This is a genomic window from Numidum massiliense (assembly GCF_001375555.1).
In the GTDB taxonomy this organism is placed as follows: Bacteria; Bacillota; Bacilli; order Thermoactinomycetales; family Novibacillaceae; genus Numidum; species Numidum massiliense.
The window spans coordinates 903,204-929,051 of record NZ_CTDZ01000009.1 but is presented as its reverse complement, the minus strand read 5'-3'; the positions used below and the strand labels follow the sequence as shown (position 1 = coordinate 929,051).

General features: G+C 50.6%; 20 protein-coding genes and 1 tRNA gene. 7 read left to right on the top strand and 14 right to left on the bottom strand.

The annotated features are described in order from the left end of the window. Positions 1-45: 45 nt before the first annotated feature. The 3 genes from BN1247_RS04895 to BN1247_RS04885 all read right to left on the bottom strand — a co-directional run bounded on the left by BN1247_RS04895 (position 46) and on the right by BN1247_RS04885 (position 2,821). A tRNA-Gly gene (locus BN1247_RS04895) sits at positions 46-119 on the bottom strand. 188 nt (positions 120-307) lie between these two features. Further along, the gene (locus BN1247_RS04890; RefSeq protein WP_187119684.1) at positions 308-1,657 is read right to left on the bottom strand and encodes an ISLre2 family transposase; all 1,350 of its coding nucleotides are present in this window, start codon (positions 1,655-1,657) and stop codon (positions 308-310) included. A 369-nt stretch (positions 1,658-2,026) separates the two neighbouring features. Beyond that, complete coding sequence (locus BN1247_RS04885; protein ID WP_054949387.1) at positions 2,027-2,821, bottom strand: Cof-type HAD-IIB family hydrolase; 795 nt, start codon at positions 2,819-2,821, stop codon at positions 2,027-2,029. A gap of 233 nt (positions 2,822-3,054) precedes the next feature. Between BN1247_RS04885 and selB the strand changes: the two genes are divergently transcribed. Beyond that, positions 3,055-4,962: a selenocysteine-specific translation elongation factor gene (gene selB, locus BN1247_RS04880; RefSeq protein WP_074011255.1), complete on the top strand. Its 1,908-nt coding sequence runs from the start codon at positions 3,055-3,057 to the stop codon at positions 4,960-4,962. A 61-nt stretch (positions 4,963-5,023) separates the two neighbouring features. Here selB and BN1247_RS17395 read toward each other — a convergent pair whose 3' ends face one another. Next, the gene (locus tag BN1247_RS17395) at positions 5,024-5,662 is read right to left on the bottom strand and encodes a DUF308 domain-containing protein (protein WP_054949385.1); all 639 of its coding nucleotides are present in this window, start codon (positions 5,660-5,662) and stop codon (positions 5,024-5,026) included. Between the two features lie 238 nt (positions 5,663-5,900). Between BN1247_RS17395 and BN1247_RS04870 the strand changes: the two genes are divergently transcribed. Continuing rightward, positions 5,901-6,497, top strand: a complete 597-nt coding sequence (locus BN1247_RS04870) for a YqaA family protein (RefSeq protein WP_187119726.1) — start codon at positions 5,901-5,903, stop codon at positions 6,495-6,497. Between the two features lie 69 nt (positions 6,498-6,566). Here the strand turns inward: BN1247_RS04870 and BN1247_RS04865 are convergent, their stop codons facing one another. From BN1247_RS04865 to rodA, 6 genes are all read right to left on the bottom strand, one after another. Next, entirely contained in the window at positions 6,567-6,941 is a 375-nt protein-coding gene (locus BN1247_RS04865) for a hypothetical protein (protein ID WP_054949384.1), read from the bottom strand. A 48-nt stretch (positions 6,942-6,989) separates the two neighbouring features. Further along, a complete protein-coding gene (locus tag BN1247_RS18380) occupies positions 6,990-7,253 on the bottom strand; it encodes a DivIVA domain-containing protein (RefSeq protein WP_054949383.1) in 264 nt (87 codons plus the stop codon). Between the two features lie 145 nt (positions 7,254-7,398). Next, complete coding sequence (locus tag BN1247_RS04855; RefSeq protein ID WP_054949382.1) at positions 7,399-7,956, bottom strand: YhcN/YlaJ family sporulation lipoprotein; 558 nt, start codon at positions 7,954-7,956, stop codon at positions 7,399-7,401. Between the two features lie 108 nt (positions 7,957-8,064). Then, positions 8,065-8,751, bottom strand: a complete 687-nt coding sequence (locus tag BN1247_RS04850) for a zinc metallopeptidase (protein WP_054949381.1) — start codon at positions 8,749-8,751, stop codon at positions 8,065-8,067. A gap of 329 nt (positions 8,752-9,080) precedes the next feature. Continuing rightward, positions 9,081-9,293 carry a DUF1540 domain-containing protein gene (locus tag BN1247_RS04845; RefSeq protein ID WP_315969686.1) on the bottom strand — a complete coding sequence of 71 codons (213 nt, stop codon included), beginning with the start codon at positions 9,291-9,293 and terminating at the stop codon, positions 9,081-9,083. 62 nt (positions 9,294-9,355) lie between these two features. Continuing rightward, complete coding sequence (gene rodA, locus BN1247_RS04840) at positions 9,356-10,504, bottom strand: rod shape-determining protein RodA (protein ID WP_187119725.1); 1,149 nt, start codon at positions 10,502-10,504, stop codon at positions 9,356-9,358. Positions 10,505-10,602: 98 nt separating this feature from the next. On the opposite strand from rodA, the gene ftsW reads away from it, so the two are divergent. Both ftsW and BN1247_RS04830 read left to right on the top strand, forming a co-directional pair. After that, a complete protein-coding gene (ftsW, locus tag BN1247_RS04835; RefSeq protein WP_054949378.1) occupies positions 10,603-11,766 on the top strand; it encodes a putative lipid II flippase FtsW in 1,164 nt (387 codons plus the stop codon). A gap of 445 nt (positions 11,767-12,211) precedes the next feature. Beyond that, the gene (locus BN1247_RS04830; RefSeq protein ID WP_054949377.1) at positions 12,212-13,282 is read left to right on the top strand and encodes a hypothetical protein; all 1,071 of its coding nucleotides are present in this window, start codon (positions 12,212-12,214) and stop codon (positions 13,280-13,282) included. Here the strand turns inward: BN1247_RS04830 and BN1247_RS04825 are convergent. Then, positions 13,273-13,641 (bottom strand): DUF488 domain-containing protein, encoded by a 369-nt coding sequence (locus BN1247_RS04825; protein WP_054949376.1) that lies wholly within the window; start codon positions 13,639-13,641, stop codon positions 13,273-13,275. The two genes, BN1247_RS04830 and BN1247_RS04825, sit on opposite strands and share 10 nt — an antisense overlap. Before the next feature lie 400 nt (positions 13,642-14,041). Here BN1247_RS04825 and BN1247_RS04820 point away from each other — a divergent pair, with 400 nt between their 5' ends. The 3 genes from BN1247_RS04820 (at position 14,042) to BN1247_RS04810 (ending at position 19,118) form a co-directional block, all read left to right on the top strand. Next, positions 14,042-14,605, top strand: coding sequence for a TetR/AcrR family transcriptional regulator (locus BN1247_RS04820; protein WP_054949375.1), 564 nt, complete (start codon positions 14,042-14,044; stop codon positions 14,603-14,605). A gap of 144 nt (positions 14,606-14,749) precedes the next feature. Further along, complete coding sequence (locus BN1247_RS04815; RefSeq protein WP_054949374.1) at positions 14,750-15,931, top strand: MFS transporter; 1,182 nt, start codon at positions 14,750-14,752, stop codon at positions 15,929-15,931. Positions 15,932-16,232: 301 nt separating this feature from the next. Beyond that, a complete protein-coding gene (locus tag BN1247_RS04810) occupies positions 16,233-19,118 on the top strand; it encodes a UPF0182 family membrane protein (RefSeq protein WP_054949373.1) in 2,886 nt (961 codons plus the stop codon). A 150-nt stretch (positions 19,119-19,268) separates the two neighbouring features. On the opposite strand, the gene BN1247_RS04805 is transcribed toward BN1247_RS04810, so the two are convergent. The 3 genes from BN1247_RS04805 to BN1247_RS04795 all read right to left on the bottom strand — a co-directional run bounded on the left by BN1247_RS04805 (position 19,269) and on the right by BN1247_RS04795 (position 25,750). Then, positions 19,269-21,122 (bottom strand): ABC transporter ATP-binding protein, encoded by a 1,854-nt coding sequence (locus tag BN1247_RS04805; RefSeq protein ID WP_054949372.1) that lies wholly within the window; start codon positions 21,120-21,122, stop codon positions 19,269-19,271. Further along, positions 21,119-22,885 (bottom strand): ABC transporter ATP-binding protein, encoded by a 1,767-nt coding sequence (locus BN1247_RS04800; RefSeq protein WP_054949371.1) that lies wholly within the window; start codon positions 22,883-22,885, stop codon positions 21,119-21,121. Before BN1247_RS04800 ends, BN1247_RS04805 begins: the two co-directional genes overlap by 4 nt. Before the next feature lie 705 nt (positions 22,886-23,590). Then, complete coding sequence (locus BN1247_RS04795; protein WP_390622059.1) at positions 23,591-25,750, bottom strand: OmpL47-type beta-barrel domain-containing protein; 2,160 nt, start codon at positions 25,748-25,750, stop codon at positions 23,591-23,593. Positions 25,751-25,848 lie beyond the last annotated feature (98 nt).

Sequence of the window (25,848 nt, the reverse complement as noted above, 5' to 3'; positions counted from 1 at the left end):
GGATCAAAAAAACAAAAAACCCCTTGCTGTGCAAGGAGTTACGTTTGGAGCGGATGACGGGAATCGAACCCGCATTACGAGCTTGGGAAGCTAGCGTTCTACCATTGAACTACATCCGCAAAATATAACGCGCGCGTACGACGTTGTTCACTACAATAACTAGTATAGCACATCGACCCAACTTTGACAAGCGTTGCGATTGTCATGTATGTGTCAAGCTTTACTCGACGACCTTACAGGATCAAGGATTTAAGGACCTAAATATGTCATTCCCTAACGTTCACTTGTTGTTCGCCCTTGAGGAATTTCAAGGACGGCGATTAACCACCTTATCCAAATACCCAATTGCACTTGAAGCTGATGCGGCACCTACTTGAATCCTGCCAACTTGAACCCCAATGTGATCCGACTTACCTATTCGCCTCGCATGGCGTTTTAGTTTTTGTGTCACTTGGCGGTTGGGCCAGACAGTTAATAATGCCTGTCTCAACGTCCCATTGGTAACGCCTTGTTGTACTTTGGCGATGGCTTGAGCCCCTTCTTCACTCCAGTACATGCCACGACGTTTCATGCGGTATGCCAGACGTCTCTGGTTCGATTCCATGCATCCCATCCTACGAGCATTTTTTGGCACGTCTGGACTAACCTCACGCCAGTCGCAGAGGATCTCCCAGTGCCCTTCAAGATACTTCTGCATGTTCTCGATACGCTTTTCCTCTCGCTCCGTCTCTGCATTTCCCTGTGCCGTATCAATCACCGCTTTAAACCTATCCTTATTTTTTTCGGATATTGCCTTTTCAATTTGAGGAATGAGCCTTGGCTGGCGGCTCAACCCGCGACGAATACTCCTCTTTACGTGAAAAGGATCCAATTGGCGGACAACCGATGTCGCTTCAGAAAAGGTATTTTGAACGCGTTCCTCAGAGATCCATGAAGCCGCATCCGCATTAGTCGCCACATGTGTATGTGAGAGATCCCAACGATGTCGAATCGCTGCATAACCTATTTCCCAAAAGTCATCCACCGATTCAACGGTAGAAAAGACGTGACGATCTGTTAACGAGACACGCTGTCCGTTTTGCTCCCACCCGGTATAGGCAAGCATATTTTTGATCTCTATTCCTTTGCCTCTCCCTTTGACGTATAAGCCATCTGCTTCGCAATATAAGTGCTTAACGGACGGAGAGTTAGGAATTACCGTATCCTCAAAAATTCGATCCCTTTTTTCAGCATCCATGACAGCTTGAGCTTCACCTGCTTCTTTTACTAAGCGCTGAAACGTCGTATGGCTGATCGTTATACCGGCAAGTTTTTGCGTGACCTCTGAGGCGAGGCGGTAGGTCATTCCCGGCGCTGCAGCTAACTCTGCTCCGAGCATCATAAGGTCTGGGCTGTATCTTTTACGGCGTTTTAAACCGATTGCCTCATCGACAGGGTAATGTGCGTTTCCGTTTCGGTCGTACATCAAGTGGCGTTTATAGGACACTGTCCCAAAAAAACTGGTGAACTCCCGGCTGTCCAATCGCTCACTTTTCCAACCGTATTTTTCCTTGTAATGCGTCGTCATCATCTGATCGAGCTGCTCCAAAAATTCTCCGAACAGATCAGCCATCACTTCCATCAGGCGAATACGTAAGCTTTCCCAAAACGACAACATATCTGTAGACTGTTCCAAGATAGTAGCGATTTCTGGTATAATGGTTTTCAAGGAAGACCTCTCCTTTCGTGGTGGTTAGGAGTACTATTTAGGTCTTCCTTTTCTATATTCTCCCTCCAAATTCCTGCTAAAACCCTTCGAGAGAAATGTTACACATACGATTGTCATCGTGCCGCAACGAACTTCTCTGCAGAGAAGCGTGCGACGTACCGCGAAGCATAACTTCGCATACGCAGTTTACATATGGGCGGGGGGACAAACATTCCCATCCCACTTGAGAGAATAGCGTCCCCCTACACAATTTCCGTACATTCACCTTGTGATCGATCCATGATATCGATCCATTCATTTAGTACGCCAGACACACGTTCAGCGAGCCCGACATTGATCGACGATGCGTTCGACTGCTTCGGCGACGGAGGCGACGGTGTGAGCCGCCTTTTTCCGTACGTCCTCGGGGCCGTTCGCCATGGCAAAGCTGTGCGGAGTCAAAGCGAACATCGGTACATCGTTATACGAGTCCCCGATACACGCCATCTCGTCTACTTGCATCCCAATATGGTCCAACAACTGTGACAATCCCTTCCCCTTTGTCACACCTGTCGGCATAATATCTAAACAATCCTCGTTCACTATATACGTATCGACGACATCACTGAGTGCATGCGCGATCGCGTCTGTAGCCTCCTTTAACCGCTCCGGTTTTCCGAACGCGTTAATTTTACTCGTCTGGATCCGTCCACCGACAGCCTCGCGCAACGGCCCTACTTGTTCACACGGAATGATGAGCCGCTCGACGTACTCGCGCGAACGATCCGTTTTCTCTGCAATATAGTAGCGATCCGCATCACATAACAGCGTGACGACGTCGTAAGAGGACAGTATGTCAATGATTTGCTGCGCGGTTTCCGCGGCGAACGTCGCGGCATGCAGTAAAGCACCGTCCTTCGTATACGTCCATGCACCGTTTTGACTGACTGCGTAACCACTCACCCCGACTTTTTGCATAATCTGCTGAATTTCCCCGTATGCCCTGCCCGTCGCGAAGCAAAGTTCGAAACCAGCTTGCGCTGCTGACAGTAACGCTGTTATATCGCTGGGTTGAATCTCGATGCGCTCATTCAATAACGTGCCGTCGAGATCAGTGACAATACATTTAATCATTAGTCGTTCTCCTCTTCTACCACACGAACGCTATTCGTTTTCTTTACTACGTAACCACATTCTATTATATAATAACTTGTGCACAATATCACATGAGACCACATGTAGGCACCATGCCAAGGATCCGCGGCAGCCTCTGGAGATGGACCGGCACCGACTTGCCGACAGCACGCCCCGTTCGCTATGATAAATACATACAAATCATTAAATCGTTTGGGGAAGGACGTTTATCGATGAGTTATTACACGATAGGCACTGCCGGTCACATCGACCACGGAAAAACGTCGTTGACAAAATGCTTAACAAATGTAGATACGGACCGCCTACAAGAAGAAAAAGCGCGCAACATTTCGATCGAACCCGGGTTTGCTCCCTTTTTCCTCCCTTCGGGCGCGCACATATCGCTCATCGACGTACCTGGGCACGAACGGTTTATTCGCCAAATGGTCGCCGGCGTCGCTGGCATCGACCTCGTACTGTTCGTCGTAGCTGCGGATGAAGGTGTCATGCCACAAACGGTGGAACATTTGCACATATTAAGCTTGCTCGGTATTTCCCGCGGAATAATCGTGCTCACAAAAACCGACCTCGTCGACGAACTATTTCTCACCCTAGTGCGGGAAGACGTCGCGCAAACGGTGCGCGGCACGTTTTTAGCAAATGCCCCCATATGCGAAACATCTACTGTTACCGGGGAAGGAATCCCGAACTTAAAACGCGAAATTGAGCGGCAACTCGCGACCGTTCCCGCCCGCTCTCACGATGCACCTTTTCGCTTACCGGTCGACCGCGTCTTTTCGCTCAAAGGCGTTGGCACAGTCGTCACTGGAACGGTTTATGCAGGGCACGTCCAACCTGGAGACGAGGTCGATCTTTTGCCTGACGGACAAACGGCAAAAGTGCGGCACGTCCAAGTGCACGGAACAGACGTCGACACAGCTTACGCTGGCGAGCGAGCCGCGCTCAACTTAGCACAAGTTAAGAAGAGTGACCTCGCGCGCGGCTCCGTCCTCGCTGCTCGTGGGCACTTGTTTCCGACCGACCGCATTGACGCCTTCATTCGCACCTTACCAGATGCGCCCGACGTGAAACACCAAGCGTCTGTTAACGTATACATCGGAAGTGCCGAATGTACCGCACAGATTATTTTGTACGACCGTTCCGTCCTGCGTGCAGATGACGAGGCATATGTGACGTTTCGCTTGCGAGAACGTACGGTAGCTAGCCGCGACGATCGCTTTATTTTTCGTCGCCCGAGTCCGGCGACGACACTCGGAGGGGGCGAAGTGATCCGTCCTTATGGCCAAAAAATGAAATATGCGGCCGCCTCAGCGACCTATTTGCAACAACTCCACACCGGGGATGACGCAGAGCGCCTACGCGATGTGTTGACTAAAGGGCCCATCGTGCAGAGCATCGCCTACATCGCGCAACGACTCGGCGAGTCCGAGGCCAACGTTCGCCACGCCCTGTCCCTCCTAAGTAAAAAGCGCGAAATTCAAGAGGTGTTACCTTCAGAGATCGCTTTGACGGAACGGTTGGCACGCGTCCTCCGGGAGGGCCAGGCGTGGGTGGCGCGCTATCACGACGACTTCCCGCTGCGTCAGGGGCCGTCACGCGCCGAATGGGTCACCCGCTTTTTACCTCAGACGCCGCCAAAGACAGTTGCGGCACTCTTTCAGCTGTGGTCCGACCACTTGACAGCGCGCGGGGAACACATTGCGACTCGTTCCTTCCAGACAGCTATTCCGAAAAATTTACAGAAAAAAAGCGAACAGCTACTCGCCGCCGTTAAACAACGCGGGGGAGAAGCGACCCCTTGGCGGGAACTCACCACCTCTGACGACGTACAGCTCGACGAACAAACGAGCGTCGACCTGCTCACCTATTTCGTTAATAACGGCACGTTGTACACGACTGACGGCAATCAGGTCATTCACTCAGCCTATTTCCGCGACGCCGAGCGAAAGATCGTCGACTTTTTAACGACACACGGTGAACTGACATTACAAGATGCACGCGACTTACTACACTTGTCGCGCAAACATTTAGTGCCGTTACTCGAACTGATGGACCGAGAAGGTGTGACGCGACGGGAAGGAAATAAACGACTGTTGTCAAAAACGAGCCATTCGCATTGACAAAGGAGACCCCGCGCGGGATCTCCTATTTCCTGATTGCGATTCAAAACAATAACAGTCGTTAGCGGTAAAATGCGGGTAAGATCCAGACGGCCATTAGCAGTGCGAGCGCGCTGATGGCGATCGCCCACATGCCACTCGTTCGCGCGCCCGAGCGGAACGCGAAATAACCGACAATCATCCCTGCCGGAGCAAAAATGATGGGATAGATAAAGATGCTAACGAGCGAAAGGATAAGCCCAGTTACGCCTAGGCCGTTCCCGCCTGTTTTTTCCTCTGTCCCGTCGACGGGTGCATCGTTCGCCGTTAACTCTTGTGCAGTTTCAACATCGTCGACATCGCTCACAAGTGACCTAAAATCGTCTTTACTTAGACCGACATCGTCTAAAGGGTGGCGATTGTTGTCATCGCTTCGGTCGTTTTCATCACGAGTAGCCGGCGTCCCGTATCCGCGGACGTCATTCGCACTCGCCCAAATATCGTTCGCATCGAGGTTACGAAGAGGCGCGTCATCGCCTCCTTCAATCGGGTCGTCGATCTTGGCATTTGCCGGCCCCCATTCAGTGGCCATGCGTTTTTCCGTCACATCAGCGGCCGTTCGTTTATTTGTCAGGCCGGTCCTTTGCGTATACGGGACGACTTTTCGTCCACTCCCTTGCCCTCGATCGTTTCCGAGATCGCGCCGTTCGTCTTCCGCCACACGGCAACCCTCCTTTACAAAGGTGTACCGTTAGTATGGTCTCTCGGGTAAGATCTATATTGGCAGTTTTGACCACCTCATGCATGAGTATATCCTGTTTACGCATATGTATGATCTAAGCCATTTGAGATGATCTAAATGGAAAAATCATGGCGATGTCGTTCACATCGTGATAAGATGATTAGGACATTATTCCAGCGATAAGCTCACAATAAACAGTAAGGGGAACACACACAATATGGATCTCATTCGCGAAATGATTGCGGCGTTAGCAGATTTTTTTCTACAGTACGGGGTCTGGGGACTAATCATCGTCTCCTTTATCGAAAGTTCCTTTTTCCCGGTCATACCGGATGTGCTACTCATTCCACTTGCGTTGGCCAATCGGGAGTTGGCGCTCTGGTACGGCGTCTTAACGACCGCCTCTTCCGTATTAGGCGCAGTATTCGGATGGTGGATCGGTAAAAGAGCGGGACGCCCGTTAATGAATAAATTTTTTTCCGCCGATAAAATCGAAAAAGTGGAGCAGTACTTTCAGAAATACGGCGGTGCCGCGTTAGCCATTGCCGGCTTTACGCCTATTCCGTACAAAGTGTTTACAATCGCTTCCGGAATGTCGAAAGTGAAACTAAACGACCTCATTTGGTGGTCCTTGCTCGGCCGCGGTGCGCGCTTTATGTTAGAGGCAGTAGCCATCCTCGCCTTTGGCCAGTACGCCGTGAAACTGATCGACGAGTATCTCGGCGTCGTCTCGATCGCGCTCGTCGTAGCGATCATCCTTGCGTATGTCGGTTACCGCGTGTACAAAGCGCGTTCTCTCTCGCGTACAAAATAACAAAGAAGGACTTTCCGCTCACCCGGGCCATTCCGTTCGTTAGCGGAAGTCCTTCCCTCCACTGTCTTTTCATTCCACAGTCGTAAACTGTTTATCCAAAAAACGATAAATACGCGTAATCATTTTGCCGTTCGTGCCAAAATCGAAGAAGCGGCTGCGTACAGCTGCGTGCATATCGACCGAAGCCTGTACAGGCGTAACCGGTAAGACCGTGACGACGAGATCGTGAGTCATGCCGATCCCGTTGCGATACTCGATCATGATCTCACCGCGTTCTAAACTTTCGTGAACGAGCTCTATATCTTTTTCTCGCTGAAAAAATTTAGCCAGTTCGCTGCACACCTTTTTGCGCTCTGCTCGATAATAACGCGTGCGGAATCGTTTGTCCCTCACTTTATCCCCGGTGTCGGTTACCCCACTAAAAAAACGTTTAAAAGCCGACATAAAAAAGCCAACTCTCCCATCCTGTATCGTTACATTGTAGGTCCACTTTTACGAATGGTTACGGTATACGCGCTCTTCTAGCCGCTCGATGCGACGCATGATGTCCTTCAGTACTGCATCGTCACCAGTATCGGAAACAGCTGCTTCCTGAACCGTCTTCAACTGTTCTTTTAACTGCCGGTTCTCTTCGATGAGCGCCTCGAAATTTTTAATGACTAAGTCCAAAAACTCGTTCACTTCGTCGACCTCGTAGCCACGAAGCGCATATTTAAAGTCTTTATTGAATATATCGATTGGCGTTAACCGTTTCATCCAGTACCCCCCTTAACGTAAACGGAACTGTCTTTTCCTTATTTAATTATATCGTATAAGTTCACATATTTGTCCATTTAAAGCACAAAAAAAGGGGGCTTTTTGTGAACCCCCGAAATGGTGACTATGTTTAGTGTGGGATGTGTTAATGCGCGGTTGGAAAGGTGCGACGAAACGTCTCCGTGATTTCGTTCACCATACCGCGGATCGGTTTGCCACCGCGAATGTCGCGCGCATAACCGCCCATGCGCTGGAAGAAATCTGCGTCCGCAGACACGTAGACGTTGTCAATGCGGCTGTCTGCACGGCGTACGACGTCGCCGATGCGGTCTTTCAACCGGTTCGTCAAGCGCCCTTGCTCTCGAGCCGGCATATCGACAGCGACATATGCGGTGTTACCCATCAACATGACCGTCGCCGACTTCACTTCACGCATGTCTGCCACTTTGTCAGCGACATCGTCAGCCAAGCGCATCGTGTTGCTCGGACGGGCACGGTTCATACCGAAATTGCGGTTAAGATTGCGGTTGTCATTCGCCCGGTAATCGCTGACGCCTAAATTGCCATCAGGCGTCCGCGTCGGCGCTGGCGCCGGGGTTACGGAGCGATTCGGTCGATTGGTCATCCCACACCCAGCAACCGTGGTAGCGACAAAGACAATTGCGAGTGCGAAACAGAGCCACACATATTTCCTGCTATTCATAGGTGCATTCCTCCTTTAGTGAATGTCGCTGTTAGTGTGAGCGAATGCGGAGGAATTATACAAAAAACCCCCCTCAGCTGAGCTAAGGGGGGTTAAAGCGTGAGCGAATCAATCGTCACTCGAGAGCACGAGCATGAGGATAAAGCGCAGCAATTCGACAACGGCGAGTAATGCCGCAGCGACGTACGTAAAAGCGGCTGCACCTAACACCTTATTGACACCGTACTCCTCGTTATTGCGAATAAAACCGTTCTTTACCATGATCGTTTTTGCCCGACTGCTGGCGTTAAATTCTACCGGCAGAGTCACCAATTGGAAGGCAACGGCAAAGGAGAAAAATACCACGCCGACGGTCGCTAACTTAAAGTAGCTGAAAATAAATCCAGCAAGAATTAAGTACGGGGCAATTCCCGACGTGAAGTTCACGAGCGGGAACATGCGATGTCGCAAAACGAGCATGCTGTAATCTTCTTTATGCTGAATGGCGTGTCCAACTTCGTGTGCAGCGACAGAGATCGCCGCGATCGAATGGCCGTAAAAGTTATCTTCGGACAACCGAACGGCACGGTTGAGCGGATCGTAGTGGTCCGATAACGTGCCTTTCACCGGTTCGACTGGCACGTCGTACAGCCCATTTTGATCTAAAATTTGCCGCGCTACTTGTTCGCCGGTCAACCCGGAAGAAGCCGCCACTTCAGACCATTTTTTGTAGTTTCTTTTCACCTTAAACTGGGCGTAAAACGTCAACCCAATACAGGCGACCAAAAGCACCATCATAAGTCCCATCAAAGGCATTTACGCATTCATCCTCCCTCATTCGTCAAACGTCAAGTTTGGGTGAATGTCGCCGCTTTAAAGTTTTATTTGGCGACTTTTCTAACGAATGTGCATCCTCTATTCGCTTTTTCGGAAACGAATACTATTTTAATTATATTATAGCATAACGTACGTGAACTTAGTATGCTTTTATGAAAAACAATGTACACATTTTCCGCAAAAAAAAGGGGGGCTGCCTGGTGCGCATCCGACTGGAAGCAGCGCCTTGTGCAACCCCTAAAACTTCGTCAACAAAACATAGAGCCACTAATCACCGACTGGATGATTGCGGTAGATCTGCGGTAGATCTAAGCTTTTGGGCGGGGGCGAAACGTATGACAACACGTGTCTTCGGAACGACTGGCGCCATTCGGGTAGGCGCGAGACGTGTTAATCATTTCCCCGCCAATTTCCTCGTCAAACGTCTGTTGGGCGTTTTTGTCGATTTCAACCATGATCGCATCTGCCCCGCAAAGGTTACCTTCATTCCAAAAAAAGCAGTTGGCGACACTGCAGCGCACTTCGGGCAACGAGATCACCTCCTGCTCATAGCATCGGCAGCAAACGGACAATTATACGGTCGCTATTTGTCGACCGCGTCGTAATAAAACGGTTTGTTGCGCCGCATGCCGACATTGATCACGAGACCGACCGCGATCATAACCGATAGCAACGAAGTTCCCCCATAACTAATAAATGGTAAGTTGATGCCCGTTACAGGCATTAAGCCGATCGTCATCCCGATATTTTGAAACACTTGAAACACAAGCATCCCGATAACTCCAGCAACGATATAACTCCCGAAAAAGTCATTGGAGCTGAGCGCAATGAGCACCATGCGGTAAATGAGAAAAATAAACAGACAGATTAGTACACTCACGCCAATAAAGCCATACTCTTCGCCAATCACAGTAAAGACGAAGTCGTTGTGCGATTCTGGGACCCACCGACCTTGAACTTGCGTGCCTTCACGGAACCCTTTACCCATTAACCCCCCGGAACCGATCGCTACTGTTCCTTGATACACTTGATAGCCCTTGGCGGAAATGTCCGCTGTCGGCTCGACGAACGTTTGAATTCGCTGAAACTGGTGTGGCTTTAGTACTTTTTCCAACATATCTGTGTGATTAAAGTACACGTAAAATACGCTTCCGATCGCAAGCACGACGATTAAGACGCAAGTGACTAATATGCGCCAATCTAAACCAGCCACGAGCAACATACTGGCAAAGATTGCCATCATAATAATCGCCGTCCCTAAATCGCCTTGCACGACAAAAGCGAATGGCACGATAAAGAGGCCGAAAATTTTCCCTAGCGATTTCCAACTGCGGATCGGCGCTTCGTTCAAGTCGGCCATCACTTTGGCTAGTGCAATAATAAGGAAAATTTTCATTAGGTCAGACGGTTGAAACTGAAAGCCACCGATACCGAGCCAACGGGTCTCCCCTTTTTCCTCCCTTCCGATCACTCTAACGAGGACGAGCAAAACGACGCCAATCCCATATAACCAGAAAGAAAACCGTTTTAAATGTCGGTAGTCAAAAAACTGTATGACAATGATCGCGGCAAAGCCTAATCCGTAAAAAATAAGTTGTTTTTGTACAAACGAAGGCTCGTTAAATTTCGCACTCGAAATTGCTAAAATGCTTACCGCCATTAGCCCTAAAAGAATAATAATTAGCGGGAAATCAAAGTAGCGCAACATCGGTTGCTCACGTTTTTCTTTCATCATGACACCCTTCCGCGTGATTCCTCTGCTATAACATGCTATCATATAATCACTCGATATAAAACGGAAAATCTACGGCTACAATTGGAGAGATGCGCATGAGCCGCGGAAAACCAGATTTTATTTTGATGTTCATACTACTTTCACTGATCGGCTTCGGCCTCGTGATGGTTTTTAGTTCTAGTTTTTATTTCGGCCTATCGGAAAAGGGCGATAGCTACTACTATTTCAAACGTCAGCTCGCGTACGCAGTGTTAGCCGTCATCGCACTCGTCGTCTGTATGAACATTAACTATAAAGCGTATCGAAAACTACTCGGGCTGTTGTTTTTCCTGACGGTTATTTTGTTGATCACCGTTTTTTTCATGCCCCCAACAAATGGGGCGCGCCGTTGGATCTACCTCGGCAGTTTCTCTTTCCAACCTTCGGAGATCGCACGGGTCACAGCCGTCATGTACGCCGCGCATATTTTTTCCAAAAAACAACACCGGCTGCAAGATTTTTGGCGCGGTCTGCTGCCACCGCTCATCGTGATCGGTCTGTTGTTTTTACTTATTGTGTTTGAGCCACACTTCAGTTCGGCGCTTATTTTGTTTTGCGCGTGCACCGCAATCGTTTTTAGTGCGGGAGTGAAAAAACAGCACTTGTTCTTTTTAGGCGCTGCTTCCGTCCCGATCCTAATCGGCTTCTTATTATTGAAAGGGTATCGGGTGACCCGCCTACATACGTTTCTCGATCCGTTTGCCACGTCGAGTGACCAAGGGTTTCAAACGGTGCAGTCGCTGTACGCGATTGCCCCCGGCGGCTGGACCGGAGTCGGACTCGGCAACAGCATCCAAAAAATGCTCTACTTGCCAGAGGCGCACACCGACTTTATTTTTTCGATCATTGCGGAAGAGCTAGGGTTTTTTGGCAGCTGTTTACTCATTCTATTTTACTTCGCCTTGTTCTATCGCGGCTTCGTGATCGCCTTGCGCGCACCTGATCAGTTCGGCTTATTGCTCGCCGTCGGTTTAGTGACGTTAGTCGGCGTGCAAGTCGTGCTTAACATCGCCGTCGCCACCGCCCTCGTTCCAGTAACCGGCGTGACGCTGCCTTTTATTAGTTACGGCGGGACGTCACTCGTCATTAACGCGGCAATCGGCGGCATTTTGCTCAACATTTCGCGCCACCGCGCGACGAAGCAAGTGCAAAAACGAGCGCCAAAAAATAAGCAGCCCGAAAAACCGCGGCTGACCGTCATTCCGACGGTGACGAAATGACGGCTTATGTTTTCACTGACCTGACGTTGGTACTTTTACGTAGTTAGTGGAAGACGAGAATAAGCCGGGAGACACAAATAACTGGCCCGCCCTACTGCAACGGAAGTGCAGAAGTGGAAGGGCCAGTTTTTATTTTTAAATGAGATCCCCAAACATGAACATATCCTCATCCGGGTCGAGACTGAGCACTTCTTCCGCCTTCCCTAGTATGATGATTCGCATTATAAGAGCCAATTGTCACAAATGCGCCACATAAATTTGACGAAAATAGCAGGCTAATGCGAGAATGTCGCGAATTCATATATTGTCAATAAAATAACTTGTAAAGGAGTTGCTAAGGTATGAAAATGAAATGGGTCGGCAAGACAATTGCGTCAGTTTTTAATTTGACACAGTCCCTCTCCTCTCATTCGGAGGGGGACTGTGAACGAAAGGTGGTAACTTGATGCGATTACATACAGTCTTCATTAGTATATTCAGCGCGTTGCTATTAGTAAGCTGTTCCCCGTCTACACCGACGGAAAGTAGCAATAAAGGCAGGACGGCGCCAGTTGCCCAGCAAGATAAGCCTAATCAATCAAAAACAGCGTCTTCTACTCACGTCGACATACAGCGCTACATTCAAAAAGACACGCATTTGCTTATCGAGGAAGACTTAGAAGAGAAGATCGGTTTTATGCCCGATACAGTTGACGAACTGCTCATAGATAAGAAGCAGCAAAAAGAAGTCGTCATCGCAGGTGAATCCGTGCCGTATGCCCAGCTCGATCCAAACAATAAAACGCTCAACTTGGAGTTCGTCGTAGACAGCTTGAAAGACGTCAAACAACGTCACTTCCGCCTATTCCTATACGAAGGCAAACGCTTCCTTCCGTTCACTGTCGCCGGGAAGCAAGTACCATACTTAGACTTTAAGATGCCGGGTGAAGCGTCGCTCAAACTGCCGCTTACTGTCGAACCGGAAGTTGCTAACGGTACATCGTCACTAGTCGTTTTCTTAATCGACAAACATTATAAAGATTCAATTTCTCCAGCAAGCCGCCGCTTACTGACGACAATGGAAGACCCATTCCGCATTGACACCAAACCAGCTTTAACCGAAACGACATCAGTGCAAACGCACAAAAGCATCTCGGAGGAACCAGGGTTTCCATTCGTTTTCATAAGCGATCAATCATTCGTTGAACTAGAGGCAGAACGCTCCCTAGCCAAGGGGGCTTACATTGCCATTGACCAAACGCCGAAACAACTTGTTCAAGAAGTCATTCTGTTCGATTGGAACGGTAACTTGATTCCTTTAGACGGTCAGCCTTCCCTCACTCTACAGCAACCGAAAGACAAAGACTTGTTTATCCCCGTTCCGCACGAGACGATTAAACAATCAGGGAGCGACCGCTTCTATGTCGCAATGATCCCCAACCCCGGATCGCTCACGTTTAAGCATTTGAGTGATTTTAAAGCCGGTAAAGAGGAGCAATACCTGCTGCACGCCCATTACCACGGTTTTTACAAGTGACACGTCTTGAATAGTACATTCCGCAAAACGACGGCATTGTTGTGCTGCTCATCCTTACTGGCAAAGACGAGTGTAACGCGTTCAACTGTCTTTGCCAGTGCGCACAACTGCCTGAGCGCCTCCTTTGCCTCTTCCCGTTCGGAGAGCTCGGTGCGGTAGTTGCGCGCAAAGGCGGCAAAGTCGTGATCGCGATGAAAGGTACGGCGTAGTTCGTGCGTCGGCGCCACTTCTTTTAACCAGCACGAGACGCGCCCATCTCCCTTCACCACGCCGCGCGGCCACAGGCGATCAACTAACACGCGAACGCCGTCCTCTCTCTGTGCTGCTGTATACACGCGTTTCAATTGAATGTGCGCCATATGTTTACCCTCGTCTTCCCTTCCGTACCATCGTTATCACAGCGGTCGTCCCTTATAATAACTATAAACGATTGCATTTCCCTTTATCCACTTGTGGATAAAGAACGCCCCCTCTAATCGCTTGGGCAGTTAACCTTTACGCTTAGGTTGAAGACCTTTGCTTTTTCTCTTGGAAATCCGCTCGCAATGACACGCCTCCGCTTCATAAACGATGACAAATACAGACACAAATGGTCACTGTTGCTTAACCCCGAACGCACATGTTATAATGTAAACTATTACAGTTTTATTAGTTTCCATCCGCCTATATGCTTGTTGTGACAGGTGGGATCACACCGTTTGTGAAGTACCTTACCGTAAAAACTACCCGCAATACGGCTTACGTACGAGGAGGATTGATGTGAAAGAGCGGATTATGGACGCGTTTATCGACGAAGTACGCTTGCACGGCATGAAATTTACGATGGACGATTTAAGTAAAAAAATCGGCATCAGCAAACGGACGCTTTACGAGCATTTTTCGTCTAAAGTAAGCATTTTGGACACAATCATCGAACGCTCCCTCGAACACATGGATCAAAAGACGATGCACATTATGCAAGACGACCGTTTGTCGCTAGTAGAAAAAATAAAAGCAGTCATGATGGTGCTGCCGTCTCACTTCGAGTTTTACGATTTGCGCAACCTCGAACAGATGAAGCGTTACTATCCCGAGCAGTGGCATAAAGTCGACACCGCCCTAAGAGCCGAGTGGGATCAGCTGCAACTGTTGATCGAGCAAGGCATCCGGGAGGGCGAGATTGTCGACGTCAACGTACCGTTAGTGATCAAACTGGCGATCGACGCGACGAATACGATTCTCGACCAGCGCTTTTTCGCCGAAAACCATATCACGGTCGACGAAGCGCTCACGTCCATCGTCGACATTTTAATGTATGGATTGATCCCGGAACAGAAACGCTAGCTCTTTTTTTTGCTGAAACTAATGAAACGAAAATAGTTTTCTTCATTTCGGATCTGCTGGCATACTTCCCGAACTCACGCGACAAACGGAAAGGCGTTCTTCTTTACAATAATATTGAGGTGACCAAAGATTAGTCAATTAAAAATGAACAAAAAGCAAAAAATCGGTTTGATCTTAGTTGTTTCTATTTTGTTTCTCGATATGATGCTGTATAGCTTGCTCATTCCGTTAGTTCCGTTTTTAGAAGAAAACTTTAAGCTGTCGCCGACGATGATCGGGGTGCTGTTCAGCAGTTATGCAGTTGGGCTAATGGTGACAACACCGTTTCTCGGTTCACTGACGGATCGCATCGGCCGAAAAAAACCGATTGTGTTCGGTTTGATCGGCATGGCTTTATCCACCGTGATGTTTGCTTTCGCCTTCGACATGTATTGGCTAATCGCCGCCCGGTTCGTGCAAGGAGTCGCGGGAGCGTCCGCTTGGGTCGCCTCCCTCGCCCTACTCGCCGACTTATTTCCAACACACATGCGCGGGGCAGCGATGGGCACGGCGCTCACCGGCATTTCGACTGGTACGTTGCTCGGGGCACCTGTAGGCGGCTGGCTAATGGAAATCGGCGGATTCCTCGCGCCATTCATCTTTAGCGCGATTCTCTCGGTTGTCATTTTAATCGTCGTCCTGTTATTTCTCCCGACGGCTCCGATAAAGAAAAACGATAACAAAGAAGGCGGAGCCTTGTCGCTGCTGCGCAATCCGGCAATCCTTTTCGTCGCAAGTGTCATCGTTGCCGGACAAATCATCTTGTGTGCGTTGGAACCGATCTTGCCGATGTTTTTAGAGCAACGATTTACTTCTTCCGCCGCCCTCATCGGGATGATGTTCGGCGCCGCCACCGTAGGCTATGCCGCAATCTCTCCGGTAGCGGGCGCATTAGCTGACCGTTACAACCCTTATGCGCTCATGCTGATCGGCTTAAGTGTGCTCGTCGTCGGTTTGCCGCTACTCACCCTTGCCCGCACCGTGTGGCAAGAAGTCGCCGCCATCGCCCTCGTCGGCACGAGCCTCGGTTTTGCACTCGCTCCGACGCTGTCGACGCTCGGCAAAATTGTCGACCGCACCGGTATCGGCTCCTACGGTGCGGTCTATTCGCTATTCAACCTGTCAGAAGGTGTCGCGATCATCGTCGGGCCGCTGTTGGGTGGTCGCTTGGTCGATTTGTGGTCGATTGAGACGGTATTTGTCGGTGGCGGCATTGCCCTCTCTGTTTACGTCGTCGTCTCCTTTCTCGGTTTACGCGCGTATCGGCACCGCGAAGTGACCCATTGATTCGCTTGCACTCATTACGGGGCATGTCCTTCAGAACGGTGTGCATAACCTTCTGTGCCAGATTATTTTGTTGGCTTAGTCGTCAGTGGCTAGGCCAATTCTTTTTATGCCAGTAAAAAACATTTTCCCGCATGCCAAGCGCCGCCATCCCTTGGCACGCCGGATGCGTTTCGCTATAATCAAAGTGGCTCCGCCTTTGTTTCACCTTTGTGAACGTGGACACGAGGTGAAACGGATCACTTAAGTGCACGTATGAAGAGATTATATATATACCGTTTAAATGACGGAGAGGAGAATTGTGTTGAATTTTAAAGTCATTCGCAACGAGCGGCCAATCCGCTTTCGACCACCTCGTGCATTAATCAAGCTGGGGATCTGGCTCAGCGCGATCGTCGCCGTCATCTTGTTTGCGACGTTCGGCGTGAAATTGCTCGCCGACTACGTCTGGATGGATAACCTGGGCTACGGCTCCGTCTTTACGACCATTTACACGGCAAAAATCAGTTTATGGGGGATCGGATTTGTCCTTTTTTCCGCATGTACGTATAGTTTATTCGTCAACATTCGCGCCACGTACATGCGTGAATTCCCGAATGAAACATTTATTTCACTCATCACCGATCGGAAACGGTTCTTCCGCCTCAACATCGCCCTCTCTTTGTTGGTAGGATTGTTGGGTAGCTTCGTCGTGCAAGGACTCGGATGGGAACCGTTTCTCACTTTTTTAAACCAGGCGTCGTTTAACGTGACCGACCCTTATTTCGGACGCGACGTATCCTTCTTCGTGTATACGCTGCCGATGTGGAAGTTCGCCCTCTCGGTCTTCTTGTTTATCGTCGGCGGGTCAATCGTCGTCAAACTCGTCTTTTACTCGTTGCGCGGTCTCATCTTGCACTCTAACCGCGCGCAGCGCCACTTCCTCGTCAGCATTGGCTTGCTCGGCCTGCTCATCGCCTGCCAATTTGCGCTCGCCCCGTATGACAAGGCATTGACGAAAAGCGTCAGCGGCTTGAAAGACTCTGTCGTGTACGGCATTAGTTACACCGACAACTTGATCAATATCCCACTCAACTACATCATGGCGGCACTCGCGATCGTCACCGCTGCACTCATCATCGTAGCAATCGTCAAACGACGCGTCCGCTTTGCCGTCATCGGTGCCGCCCTGTTTATCGGCACCTCGTTACTCGGCGGAGTCGCTTCGTGGGCCGTGCAAAGCTTTATCGTCTCGCCAAACGAATACGCGAAGGAAAAACCGTATTTGCAGCACAACCTCGACTACACGCGCAAAGCTTACGGCTTAGACGAAGTGAAAGTGACGAGTAAAGAAGTTAATGATTCGCTGTCGAAAAAAATGCTCGCGCGCAATGACTTAACGGTAAAGAACATTCGAATTAACGACAGTCGGCCGCTGGAAAATGTGTACAACCAGTTACAGACGTTTCGTCCGTACTACGATTTTCTCGACGTCGACGTCGACCGTTACGTCATCGACGGGGAGTACCGACAAGTGTTCATTTCCGCACGCGAGCTCAGGCAAAACAAGCTACCTGATCAAGCGCAGACGTGGGTGAACAAAAACTTGCGTTACACGCACGGTTACGGCATCTCCATGAGCAATGTGAACGAAGTAACGAAGGAAGGACAACCGAAGTACGTCGTCAAAGACTTGCCGCCGCAAGGTCCGCTCGACATTAAGCGTCCGCAAATTTACTTCGGAGAGAACGACTACCGGACCGTTGTCGTCAACACTGCCGTCGATGAATTTGACTACCCTTCGTCGAACGAAAACAAATCGCACCGCTACGAAATGAACTCCGGCATTCCGATGACGATGTTGAACCGCGTGTTGTTCGCGTGGAACGAAGGCAACTTCCGCTATCTCGTCTCGGAACAAATTACGAAAGAGAGCAAGTTACTGCAAACGCGTAACATCGTCGACCGCGTGAAGCGCATTGCGCCGTTTTTAGACCTCGGTGAAGACCCGTACCCGGTCGTGCGCGATGACGGTAGTATCGTTTGGCTCCTAGATGCCTATACGAAAACGAACCGTTACCCGTACGCCGACTCGATGGAAAAGCCGTACAACTACATTAAAAATCCGATCAAAATCGCCGTTGACGCCTATACGGGGGAAGTGACGTTTTACTTAGTCGATCCGGACGAACCGATCGCCAAGACGTATCAAAACATGTTCCCGCGTTTGTTTACGACAGACATCCCGGAGGACATCCGCAGCCACTTCCGCTACCCGTTCGATTTGTTTAAAATCGAAGCCGACGTGTACCGCGTCTACCATATGACGAACTTGGAGCTGTTCTACAACCGGGAGGACATGTGGCAATTTCCGACGGAAAAATACGGGGACAAAGATATCGAAATGGAACCGTACTACGTGACGATGAAGTTAGACGATTCGGAGCGAGAAGAATTCATCATGTTAATTCCGTTCACTCCGAATACGAAGCAAAACATGATCGCCTGGATGGCAGTGCGTAACGACGGCGACCGCTACGGCGACATGGTCGTGTACGAGTACACGAAGCAGCGGAATATTTACGGCCCGCAGCAAATCGAAAACCGCATCAACCAAGACGCCACCATCTCGCAACAGTTAAACTTATGGTCACAAGGCGGCTCGCGCGTCATTCGCGGCAATTTGCTCGTCATCCCGATCGAAGACACGCTACTGTATGTCGAACCGCTCTACATCGAATCGAGCAACGAAACGTCGCTGCCAGAAGTGAAACAAGTGATCGTCGCCTACCAGGATTATATCGTCATGGAGCCGACACTCGGCGAGGCGATCGAGAAACTCGTCAGCTACGTCGACGCTGGCGTCGATCCCTCCGAACTCGACGAAGCGACTGGCGACAGCGGAAAAGCAGACAAAGACGGGGACAACTCAGACGAGGAGGATTCGAAGGAGTCGGACAAAGCGAAGGGCAAGGATAGCCAACAAAAGGACGACCCTCGTGCCCTGCCGCAAACACCGGATGAACTCGTCAAAGACATTCAATCGACGTTCAACCGCTACCGCCAAGCGAACAAAGACGGCAACTACGAAGAAGCGGGACGCGCACTTAAGCAGTTGGAGGAGCTACTGGAAAAATGGGAGCAGCAAAACAAGCCCCCTACCGAACCGCAAAAGTCGGACAAGAAACCGTCTGAAAAAGGGCAAGACTAAACAAGGTTATCTATAACTGCAATAACCGCGCCGTATGACACCATTCAACGATCACCTATACGGTACAAATGTACGGTATGAAAAAGGGTTCACCCCTCATCAACTCGGGGTGAGCCTTTCCGTTTTTATAGACAGAAATCGATTCTTTTTTTAACTTGCTTCAAAAAACGTAAACTGGGCTTTCATTAGTCCGTAATACACGCCGCGCCGTTCCATTAAGCTTTCGTGTGTGCCACATTCGACGATGTTCCCGTGGTCTAACACGATAATTTTGTCGGCGTGGCGGATCGTCGAGAGGCGGTGGGCGATAATGAATGACGTACGGCCTTGCAGCAACGTCTGTAACGCCTCTTGAATGCGCACTTCCGTCTCCGTATCGATCGAGGCCGTCGCTTCGTCGAGAATCAAAATGCGTGGATCGGCCAAAATCGCCCGCGCGAACGAAATGAGCTGCCGTTCGCCGACGGACAACACACTGCCGCGCTCCTCCACTTCCGTCTCATACCCGTCGGGCAAGCGGCTAATAAACTCGTGCGCTTGCACCGCTTTAGCCGCCGCCTCGACCTCTTCGTCTGTCGCGTCCAACTGCCCGAAGCGAATGTTCTCGCGAATCGTGCCAGAGAAAATAAACGTGTCCTGCAGTACGATGCCGATCTGGGAGCGCAAACTGTCGAGCGTCACGTCGCGCAAATCGATGCCGTCGATCGTAATACTTCCTTTGTTCGGATCGTAAAAGCGGCAGAGCAAATTAATGATCGTACTTTTCCCGGAACCTGTGTGACCGACGAGGGCGATCGTCTCCCCTGCTGCGGCCGACAGTCCGATGCCGTTCAAGGCAGGACGCCCTTCTTCGTAAGCAAATTCGACGCTCTTAAATTCAACATCTCCCTTGATCGGCGGCAATGCCCGCGCCTGTTCCCGTTCAGCGACGAGCGGCTGTTCATCGAGAAATTCAAAAATGCGCTCCGAGGAAGCCATCGTCACGAGCAGTTGGCTATATATTTGCCCCAAACGGGAGATCGGCTCCCAGAAGTTCCCTAGATAAAAGGAAAAGGCGAGCAAAATCCCGATTGACATCGACTCCGGCTCCGTCTGCAACAAATACGCGCCGTACCAAAACAATATACACGTGCCGATCGCGGACGTCAGGTCGACGAGCGGCCCAAACTTGTCATTGCGCCGCACGGCATTGCGCCACACGCGGCTGTTTTCCTCGTTCATCCCCGCGAAAAAATTCGTATTGTGCCCCTCTTGCGTAAACGCCTGCGTCACACGCATCCCTTGGATGCTCTCGTTCAAGTGGGAGTTAATGCGCGACTGTTGGACGCGCACTTGTTGCCAGCCACGACGAATTTTTAAGCGCAACTTCGTCGATAGGAAAAACATCATCGGCACCGTCACTAACAGCGCCAACGCTAGCTTGACGTTTAAGCTGAGCAAGACACCCGTAATCCCGATCAGCAGTAACAGATCGGTGAGCAAGTTAATAATCCCGTTCGTAAACAAGTCTTGCAGCGAGTTAATGTCGTTCGTAATGCGGACGAGAATCGATCCCGCCGGACGCTGATCGAAAAAGCGGAACGACAGCCGCTGAATGTTTTTAAACAGCGCCATGCGCAAATCGTAAATAACTTTCTGCCCAATCCAATTCGTCCACTTAATGCGCAAGGAGTTAGCGACCCACCCCGCTAAGTAGAGTGCGAGAATAACGCCGACGATCGTCAAAAGTAATCTCACATTTCCGCCCGCGCCGACGATCGCATCGTCAATTGCCACGCTGATCAAGTAAGGAACAGCTAGCTTGCTCGCCGTGACGATGAGCATTGTTACGGCGACGATCCACATCTTCGACTTGTATGGCGCTAAATATTTCAGTAGCCGCAAGAACTGTTGCCAGTCGAACGGTTTCTCCATTTTGCGGTCATCTTCGTACACAAACCGTTCGGAACTCACGCTGTTGGCTTGAGCCCTGTTCGTACGCGACCTGTTGGCACTTTCACTCATGCTTGCATCCTCTCCATCTCCCGCATAACATCTAGCTGATCTTTAAATTGTACGTCGAACACGCGGCGGTAAGCACCCGGCTGTTTCACCAACTCGTCGTGCGTCCCTCGCTGCACGATGCGCCCCGCATCGAGCACAATAATTTCATCCGCACTTTTCAACGTCGAAATGCGGTGGGCGATGACGAACGTCGTCCGCCCTTTCATCACCGAGCGGAGCGACGATTGAATCGCCATCTCTGTCTCCATATCGACGGCACTCGTCGCGTCGTCGAGAATGAGAATGCGCGGATCGGTCAAAATCGAACGAGCAATCGCAATGCGCTGCTTTTGCCCCCCGGACAAGCCCATCCCCCGTTCGCCGACGACCGTTTCGTAACCGTCTGGCATTTCGGTAATAAAGTCGTGAGCCTGAGCAATTTTCGCCGCGCGTACAATTTGCTCTTCCGTCGCCGCAGGATTGCCGTAGGCGATGTTATCGCGAATGCGCGCAGAAAACAGAAACGTCTCCTGAAACACGATGCCGATTTGCTCGCGCAAACTTTTTAGCGTCACATCGCGCACGTCGTAGCCGTCGATCGTCACTTTCCCTTCCGAGACGTCGTAACTTCGCATTAACAGCTGCACGACACTCGTTTTCCCCGAACCGGTGGCGCCGAGGAGCGCGATAACTGAATTCGGCTTCGCGTCGATGTTAATGTCGGTTAGCGCTGGCAGCTCGGTGCCGTCGTAGTTAAACGTCACATTGTCGAACGTCACATGTCCTTTGATTTGCGGCAGCTCCCGAGCATCCGTTTTTTCTTGCACGTGCTGCTCAGCGTCAAATATTTCTAGCAACCGCTCACCAGCAGCCCGCGCCTGGGTCAAGTTGTTCAGTTGAAATCCGAGCGACCAAATCGGACCGATTATATACCAAATCAACGTAAAGAAAGCTGCTAAATCCCCGGGGGACATCCTCCCTTGAATGACGAGAAAGCCGCCGTACCCGAGCAACAGGACGATACTTAAGTTGGCGATCGTCTCCATAATCGGGAAGTACTTCGCCCAGACGTCTGCTGTTTTTAAATACGTTTGTAAGTATTGTTCGTTCGTGTCGGCAAACCGTTCAATTTCGTGCGATTCACGGGAAAACGACTTCACCGTCCGCACACCTGTTATGTTCTCTTGCGCCCGCGTCGTCATTTTTGCAATCGCGCGGCGGATGCGCATAAATCCGGAAAACGCCTGCTTGTCAAAGCGCAAACTGACGAACGCGAGCAGCGGAATCGTCACGATGAAGGTGACGACGGTCAGCTCGACGTTGATCGAGGCCATCATGACTAAGCCAAAGGAAAGCATGAGCACAATGTTGAGCAACTGCACAACCCCGAACGATAAAAACATGCGAAACGCCTCGACGTCGCCCGTCAAACGCGCCATTAAATCCCCTGTCTTCGCGTTGTCAAAGTACGTAAAGGACAAACTTTGCAGTTTGTTGTACAGCCCCATGCGCAGATCGTACACCGAATCGATGCCGAACAAGTGCCCCGTATACTGGTGGTAAAAGCGGAACAGTGCACGCAACCCCGCTGCCAGCAACACAGCGAGCGACGCGTAAGGCAACCATTCATACTTGCCGGCGATGACGATATCGTCGATTAAAAATTGTAGCAATTTAGGGTAGACAAGGCCGAGGGCAGTTACGAGTACGAGCGTCACGACTGAAAGGATGAACCACTTTATGTGTGGCATGTAATAATGTTTAAGACGCCTAAAAACTTCCACGATATCAACCTTCTTTTCTCTTTGTCACTGTTTATATACCCTTTTTATTGACGGTTAAGCAGTTTACACCGAATTGTCACGCCTGACAAACGAGGTCATCCACAATAAAAAGTTTAGAAAATCACCCGTTCCCTCCTTTTTTTTGCGCAAACGCATCTTACATAAATAAACACCCTCTCCTCACGTCGATCCAGCACTTACATTACTTTTTAAACACGGCGTATCATTTCATACGTACAGCTGTACAGCTACACAGCTAAACAGCTACTTGCACACAGTTACTTACCTTGCTTGCAGTTACTCGCTAACATACGAATACATGGCACATATGGTTGGATGCTTACTTTCGGGGTGTAACATTAGAAAAAGGTATAGGAGTCTTCATTTTGAATGAAAACTCCTAACGGACGTCGGCTATGTAGATTTTTGTTTCCTCTGACCATTATTTGGTGTGACAATGTGTACGTGATCCGGCGCCACTTGCACAAAATCGCGTTCATTGCTGTATATGACACTGTAGCAAATGTTATTACACTAATATAGCATGGTTTGGCACGGAAAGCTACGGTGAAAATAAAGTAGGAATAATAAGATACGACTGGCCTTTTTTTCAAACATATCTGGTTAAATCCGGTTAAAAACTCGTGAAGAAAAGCCATTAGCCAGCGGAGAAGTCCTTGCCGATCTCGTCCCTGACGACTCCGTCTATGCCGCTTTTTCCCTTCCTTCACTAGCAGAAGCCGCATCTTTCCCCTGACCCCGCTGCTGCGGCTTCACCTTCGTCACGTAATCGACGAGCATTTGCACGTCGTCTTTCGCGCTGCGAGGCACGACGCGGTCCGGAGTGCGTTTCATATCCCGTGCCGTCTGTTTTAACAATAAGAATCCAGATGTTTCGAAGGCCTCCGCTTGTTTCTTTTGTCCTTTAAGACGGGCTTGCTCAGCCTTCTTTAGCCAGCGATCGGCGTGTTTTGCTTGCGCGAGCCACACCTTTTTCAAGGCCGGATTCGTAATACGCGCCTCGCGAATCGTCTGTTCGACGGCTTTGGCTGTCGCTTTCGTCACGCGGACGTCTACATCCTGCACTTGTTCCGCGTTGCCCGCACGGTCGAGGGAGCGGTAGTGGAAGGTCCGCTCGCCGCTAAATCCGAGGACGACCGGCTCTTCGTACAAGTTCCACGACGGGGACTCCCCTAAACGGTATTCGCTACGGTCGACGCCGGAACGGTCGTCCGTTGCGGTCAAAGCGACGCGTACATTGTGCACGTACGAACCGTCACTTAGCTGCTCACCGTCCAATTGTACAGCCGTTGCAGGCGGTTCGGAATCGTTACTGAGTGTGTCTTCTGGCAATGGCTCCGGCGCCACGTTGTCGATCGTCACCGCTTTTGTGAGTAAGTTGTTTTTGTTTTGTCGCAGGCGTAAGTTGGCGTTCCCCGCGACGTCTGGCTTAATTTTAACGGTCAACTCTTTAACCGCCACCCCACGCGCGTTCGCCTTCAGCGAAAACGGCGCACTGTACCCGTAACCGCTCGGCCAGCTGCCGTCGTCGCGCTGCACTTTAGCCACTTGTTCTCCGCCAGTGCGATAAATGCCGAATGTGAAATCAGGTACTGTTTGTCCCGGCTTAAGGTGACGCCCGATGACGCGGATATTAAATTCACCGGTATTAGGCAATACGGCTTGGTACTCGACGTCGTATTCAGCTTCGCGTGGAGCCGGTTCTGGCGAACCGTAAGCGCCTGGTTTAAACGTCGCCGTGTCCCACCATTTGTAGCCCGGCGCTGGCGGCGCCCACGGTTCCTCCTGTGGCTCGGTCGACTGTTCCGGTTCTTCGAACGGTAACAGCGGTGTCGGCTCATCCAACGTTAACCCTTTCACTTGCGTCAACTTCGTATAGTTTTCTCGCTCCGCCAACCAGCGGACCGTATTGACGAGCAACGTCCCATCGTCCACCTCTTTAAAGCCGTCGTACGTCACCTTTTTTTGTCCCGTTTCTTCGCGCACGTATTTTGGCGTCGCATCTTCGACCGGGGAAGAGTCACCGATAAAAGCCGCTTTCCCCTTTCCTACTTTCGCGACGGCGACGAACGGCCCTTCGTCAATGCCGCCGCCAGCGTACACTCCTTGGTCGACGGCGTGTGGCCACTTTTCCTCCGTTGGCGGTAAATAGACGATCCCTTTCGCTTTTGTCGGATCGATAATCGCTAGTGTCGAGCCGGCGTGCATCGCCACTTCGCGAACGCCAGCCGTAATTCCGAACGCTTGCTGCGGTGCGACGATGTGGTCGGCCATGACGTCGCCGAGCGCATTGTAGCGGAAGCGGACGCCGAAATGTTCCGCCAGCCAATCCGAACTTTCAACCCCTTGCATCGCGGAAGATCCCGCTTCTTCCTCACTCATCCCTTTGGCCGGATCGAAAAACGCGCCGCGGCGGTAGCCGTTAAACACTTCCGACGCGTCCCAGCGGTTTTTGTTGCGATCCGCGTTATAGTGGTCGGCGATAAAAAAGATACTGCCACCGTTTTTCACATACTTGAGCATAGCCTGCTGTTCCGACGCTTTATACGGTACGTTCGCTTCGCCGATGACAAACACGTCGTAGTTGCGCAGATCGTCGTATGTAATCGCTGTCGTCTGCCGCAGTTCTTTCACATAATAACCATCGTCCGCTAAGGCGTTAGCAAAGTCGGAAAACCCGCCGTCGATCACCCAATCGGCGGCGCCTGCCGTCTGACCGTGCGTGTTATCGAATAGTACTTTCTTGCCGTTTTCCACACGCGGCCATATTTCCGGCGGCGGATCGTCCGCTGTTTCCGCTTGCACGACAAAAAAGCTGCTAAGTGGCAGTGGCGTTATGGCCAGTGCGACGGCTAGTAAAGCGGTCACCCATAAGTGAATGAACTTGCGACGACGTTGTTCGTTATTCACGCTTCTCCCCCCATGTCAATTTTCCTTCTCTT

What these genes read in the sequence shown, in the direction of transcription:
- BN1247_RS04890 (WP_187119684.1), bottom strand. Translation starts at nt 1,657, where the DNA reads ATGTTGTCGTTTTGGGAAAGCTTACGTATTCGCCTGATGGAAGTGATG.
- BN1247_RS04885 (WP_054949387.1), bottom strand. Translation starts at nt 2,821, where the DNA reads ATGATTAAATGTATTGTCACTGATCTCGACGGCACGTTATTGAATGAG.
- selB (WP_074011255.1), top strand. Translation starts at nt 3,055, where the DNA reads ATGAGTTATTACACGATAGGCACTGCCGGTCACATCGACCACGGAAAA.
- BN1247_RS04870 (WP_187119726.1), top strand. Translation starts at nt 5,901, where the DNA reads ATGGATCTCATTCGCGAAATGATTGCGGCGTTAGCAGATTTTTTTCTA.
- BN1247_RS04865 (WP_054949384.1), bottom strand. Translation starts at nt 6,941, where the DNA reads ATGTCGGCTTTTAAACGTTTTTTTAGTGGGGTAACCGACACCGGGGAT.
- BN1247_RS18380 (WP_054949383.1), bottom strand. Translation starts at nt 7,253, where the DNA reads ATGAAACGGTTAACGCCAATCGATATATTCAATAAAGACTTTAAATAT.
- BN1247_RS04855 (WP_054949382.1), bottom strand. Translation starts at nt 7,956, where the DNA reads ATGAATAGCAGGAAATATGTGTGGCTCTGTTTCGCACTCGCAATTGTC.
- BN1247_RS04850 (WP_054949381.1), bottom strand. Translation starts at nt 8,751, where the DNA reads ATGCCTTTGATGGGACTTATGATGGTGCTTTTGGTCGCCTGTATTGGG.
- rodA (WP_187119725.1), bottom strand. Translation starts at nt 10,504, where the DNA reads ATGAAAGAAAAACGTGAGCAACCGATGTTGCGCTACTTTGATTTCCCG.
- ftsW (WP_054949378.1), top strand. Translation starts at nt 10,603, where the DNA reads ATGAGCCGCGGAAAACCAGATTTTATTTTGATGTTCATACTACTTTCA.
- BN1247_RS04830 (WP_054949377.1), top strand. Translation starts at nt 12,212, where the DNA reads ATGCGATTACATACAGTCTTCATTAGTATATTCAGCGCGTTGCTATTA.
- BN1247_RS04825 (WP_054949376.1), bottom strand. Translation starts at nt 13,641, where the DNA reads ATGGCGCACATTCAATTGAAACGCGTGTATACAGCAGCACAGAGAGAG.
- BN1247_RS04815 (WP_054949374.1), top strand. Translation starts at nt 14,750, where the DNA reads ATGAACAAAAAGCAAAAAATCGGTTTGATCTTAGTTGTTTCTATTTTG.
- BN1247_RS04805 (WP_054949372.1), bottom strand. Translation starts at nt 21,122, where the DNA reads ATGAGTGAAAGTGCCAACAGGTCGCGTACGAACAGGGCTCAAGCCAAC.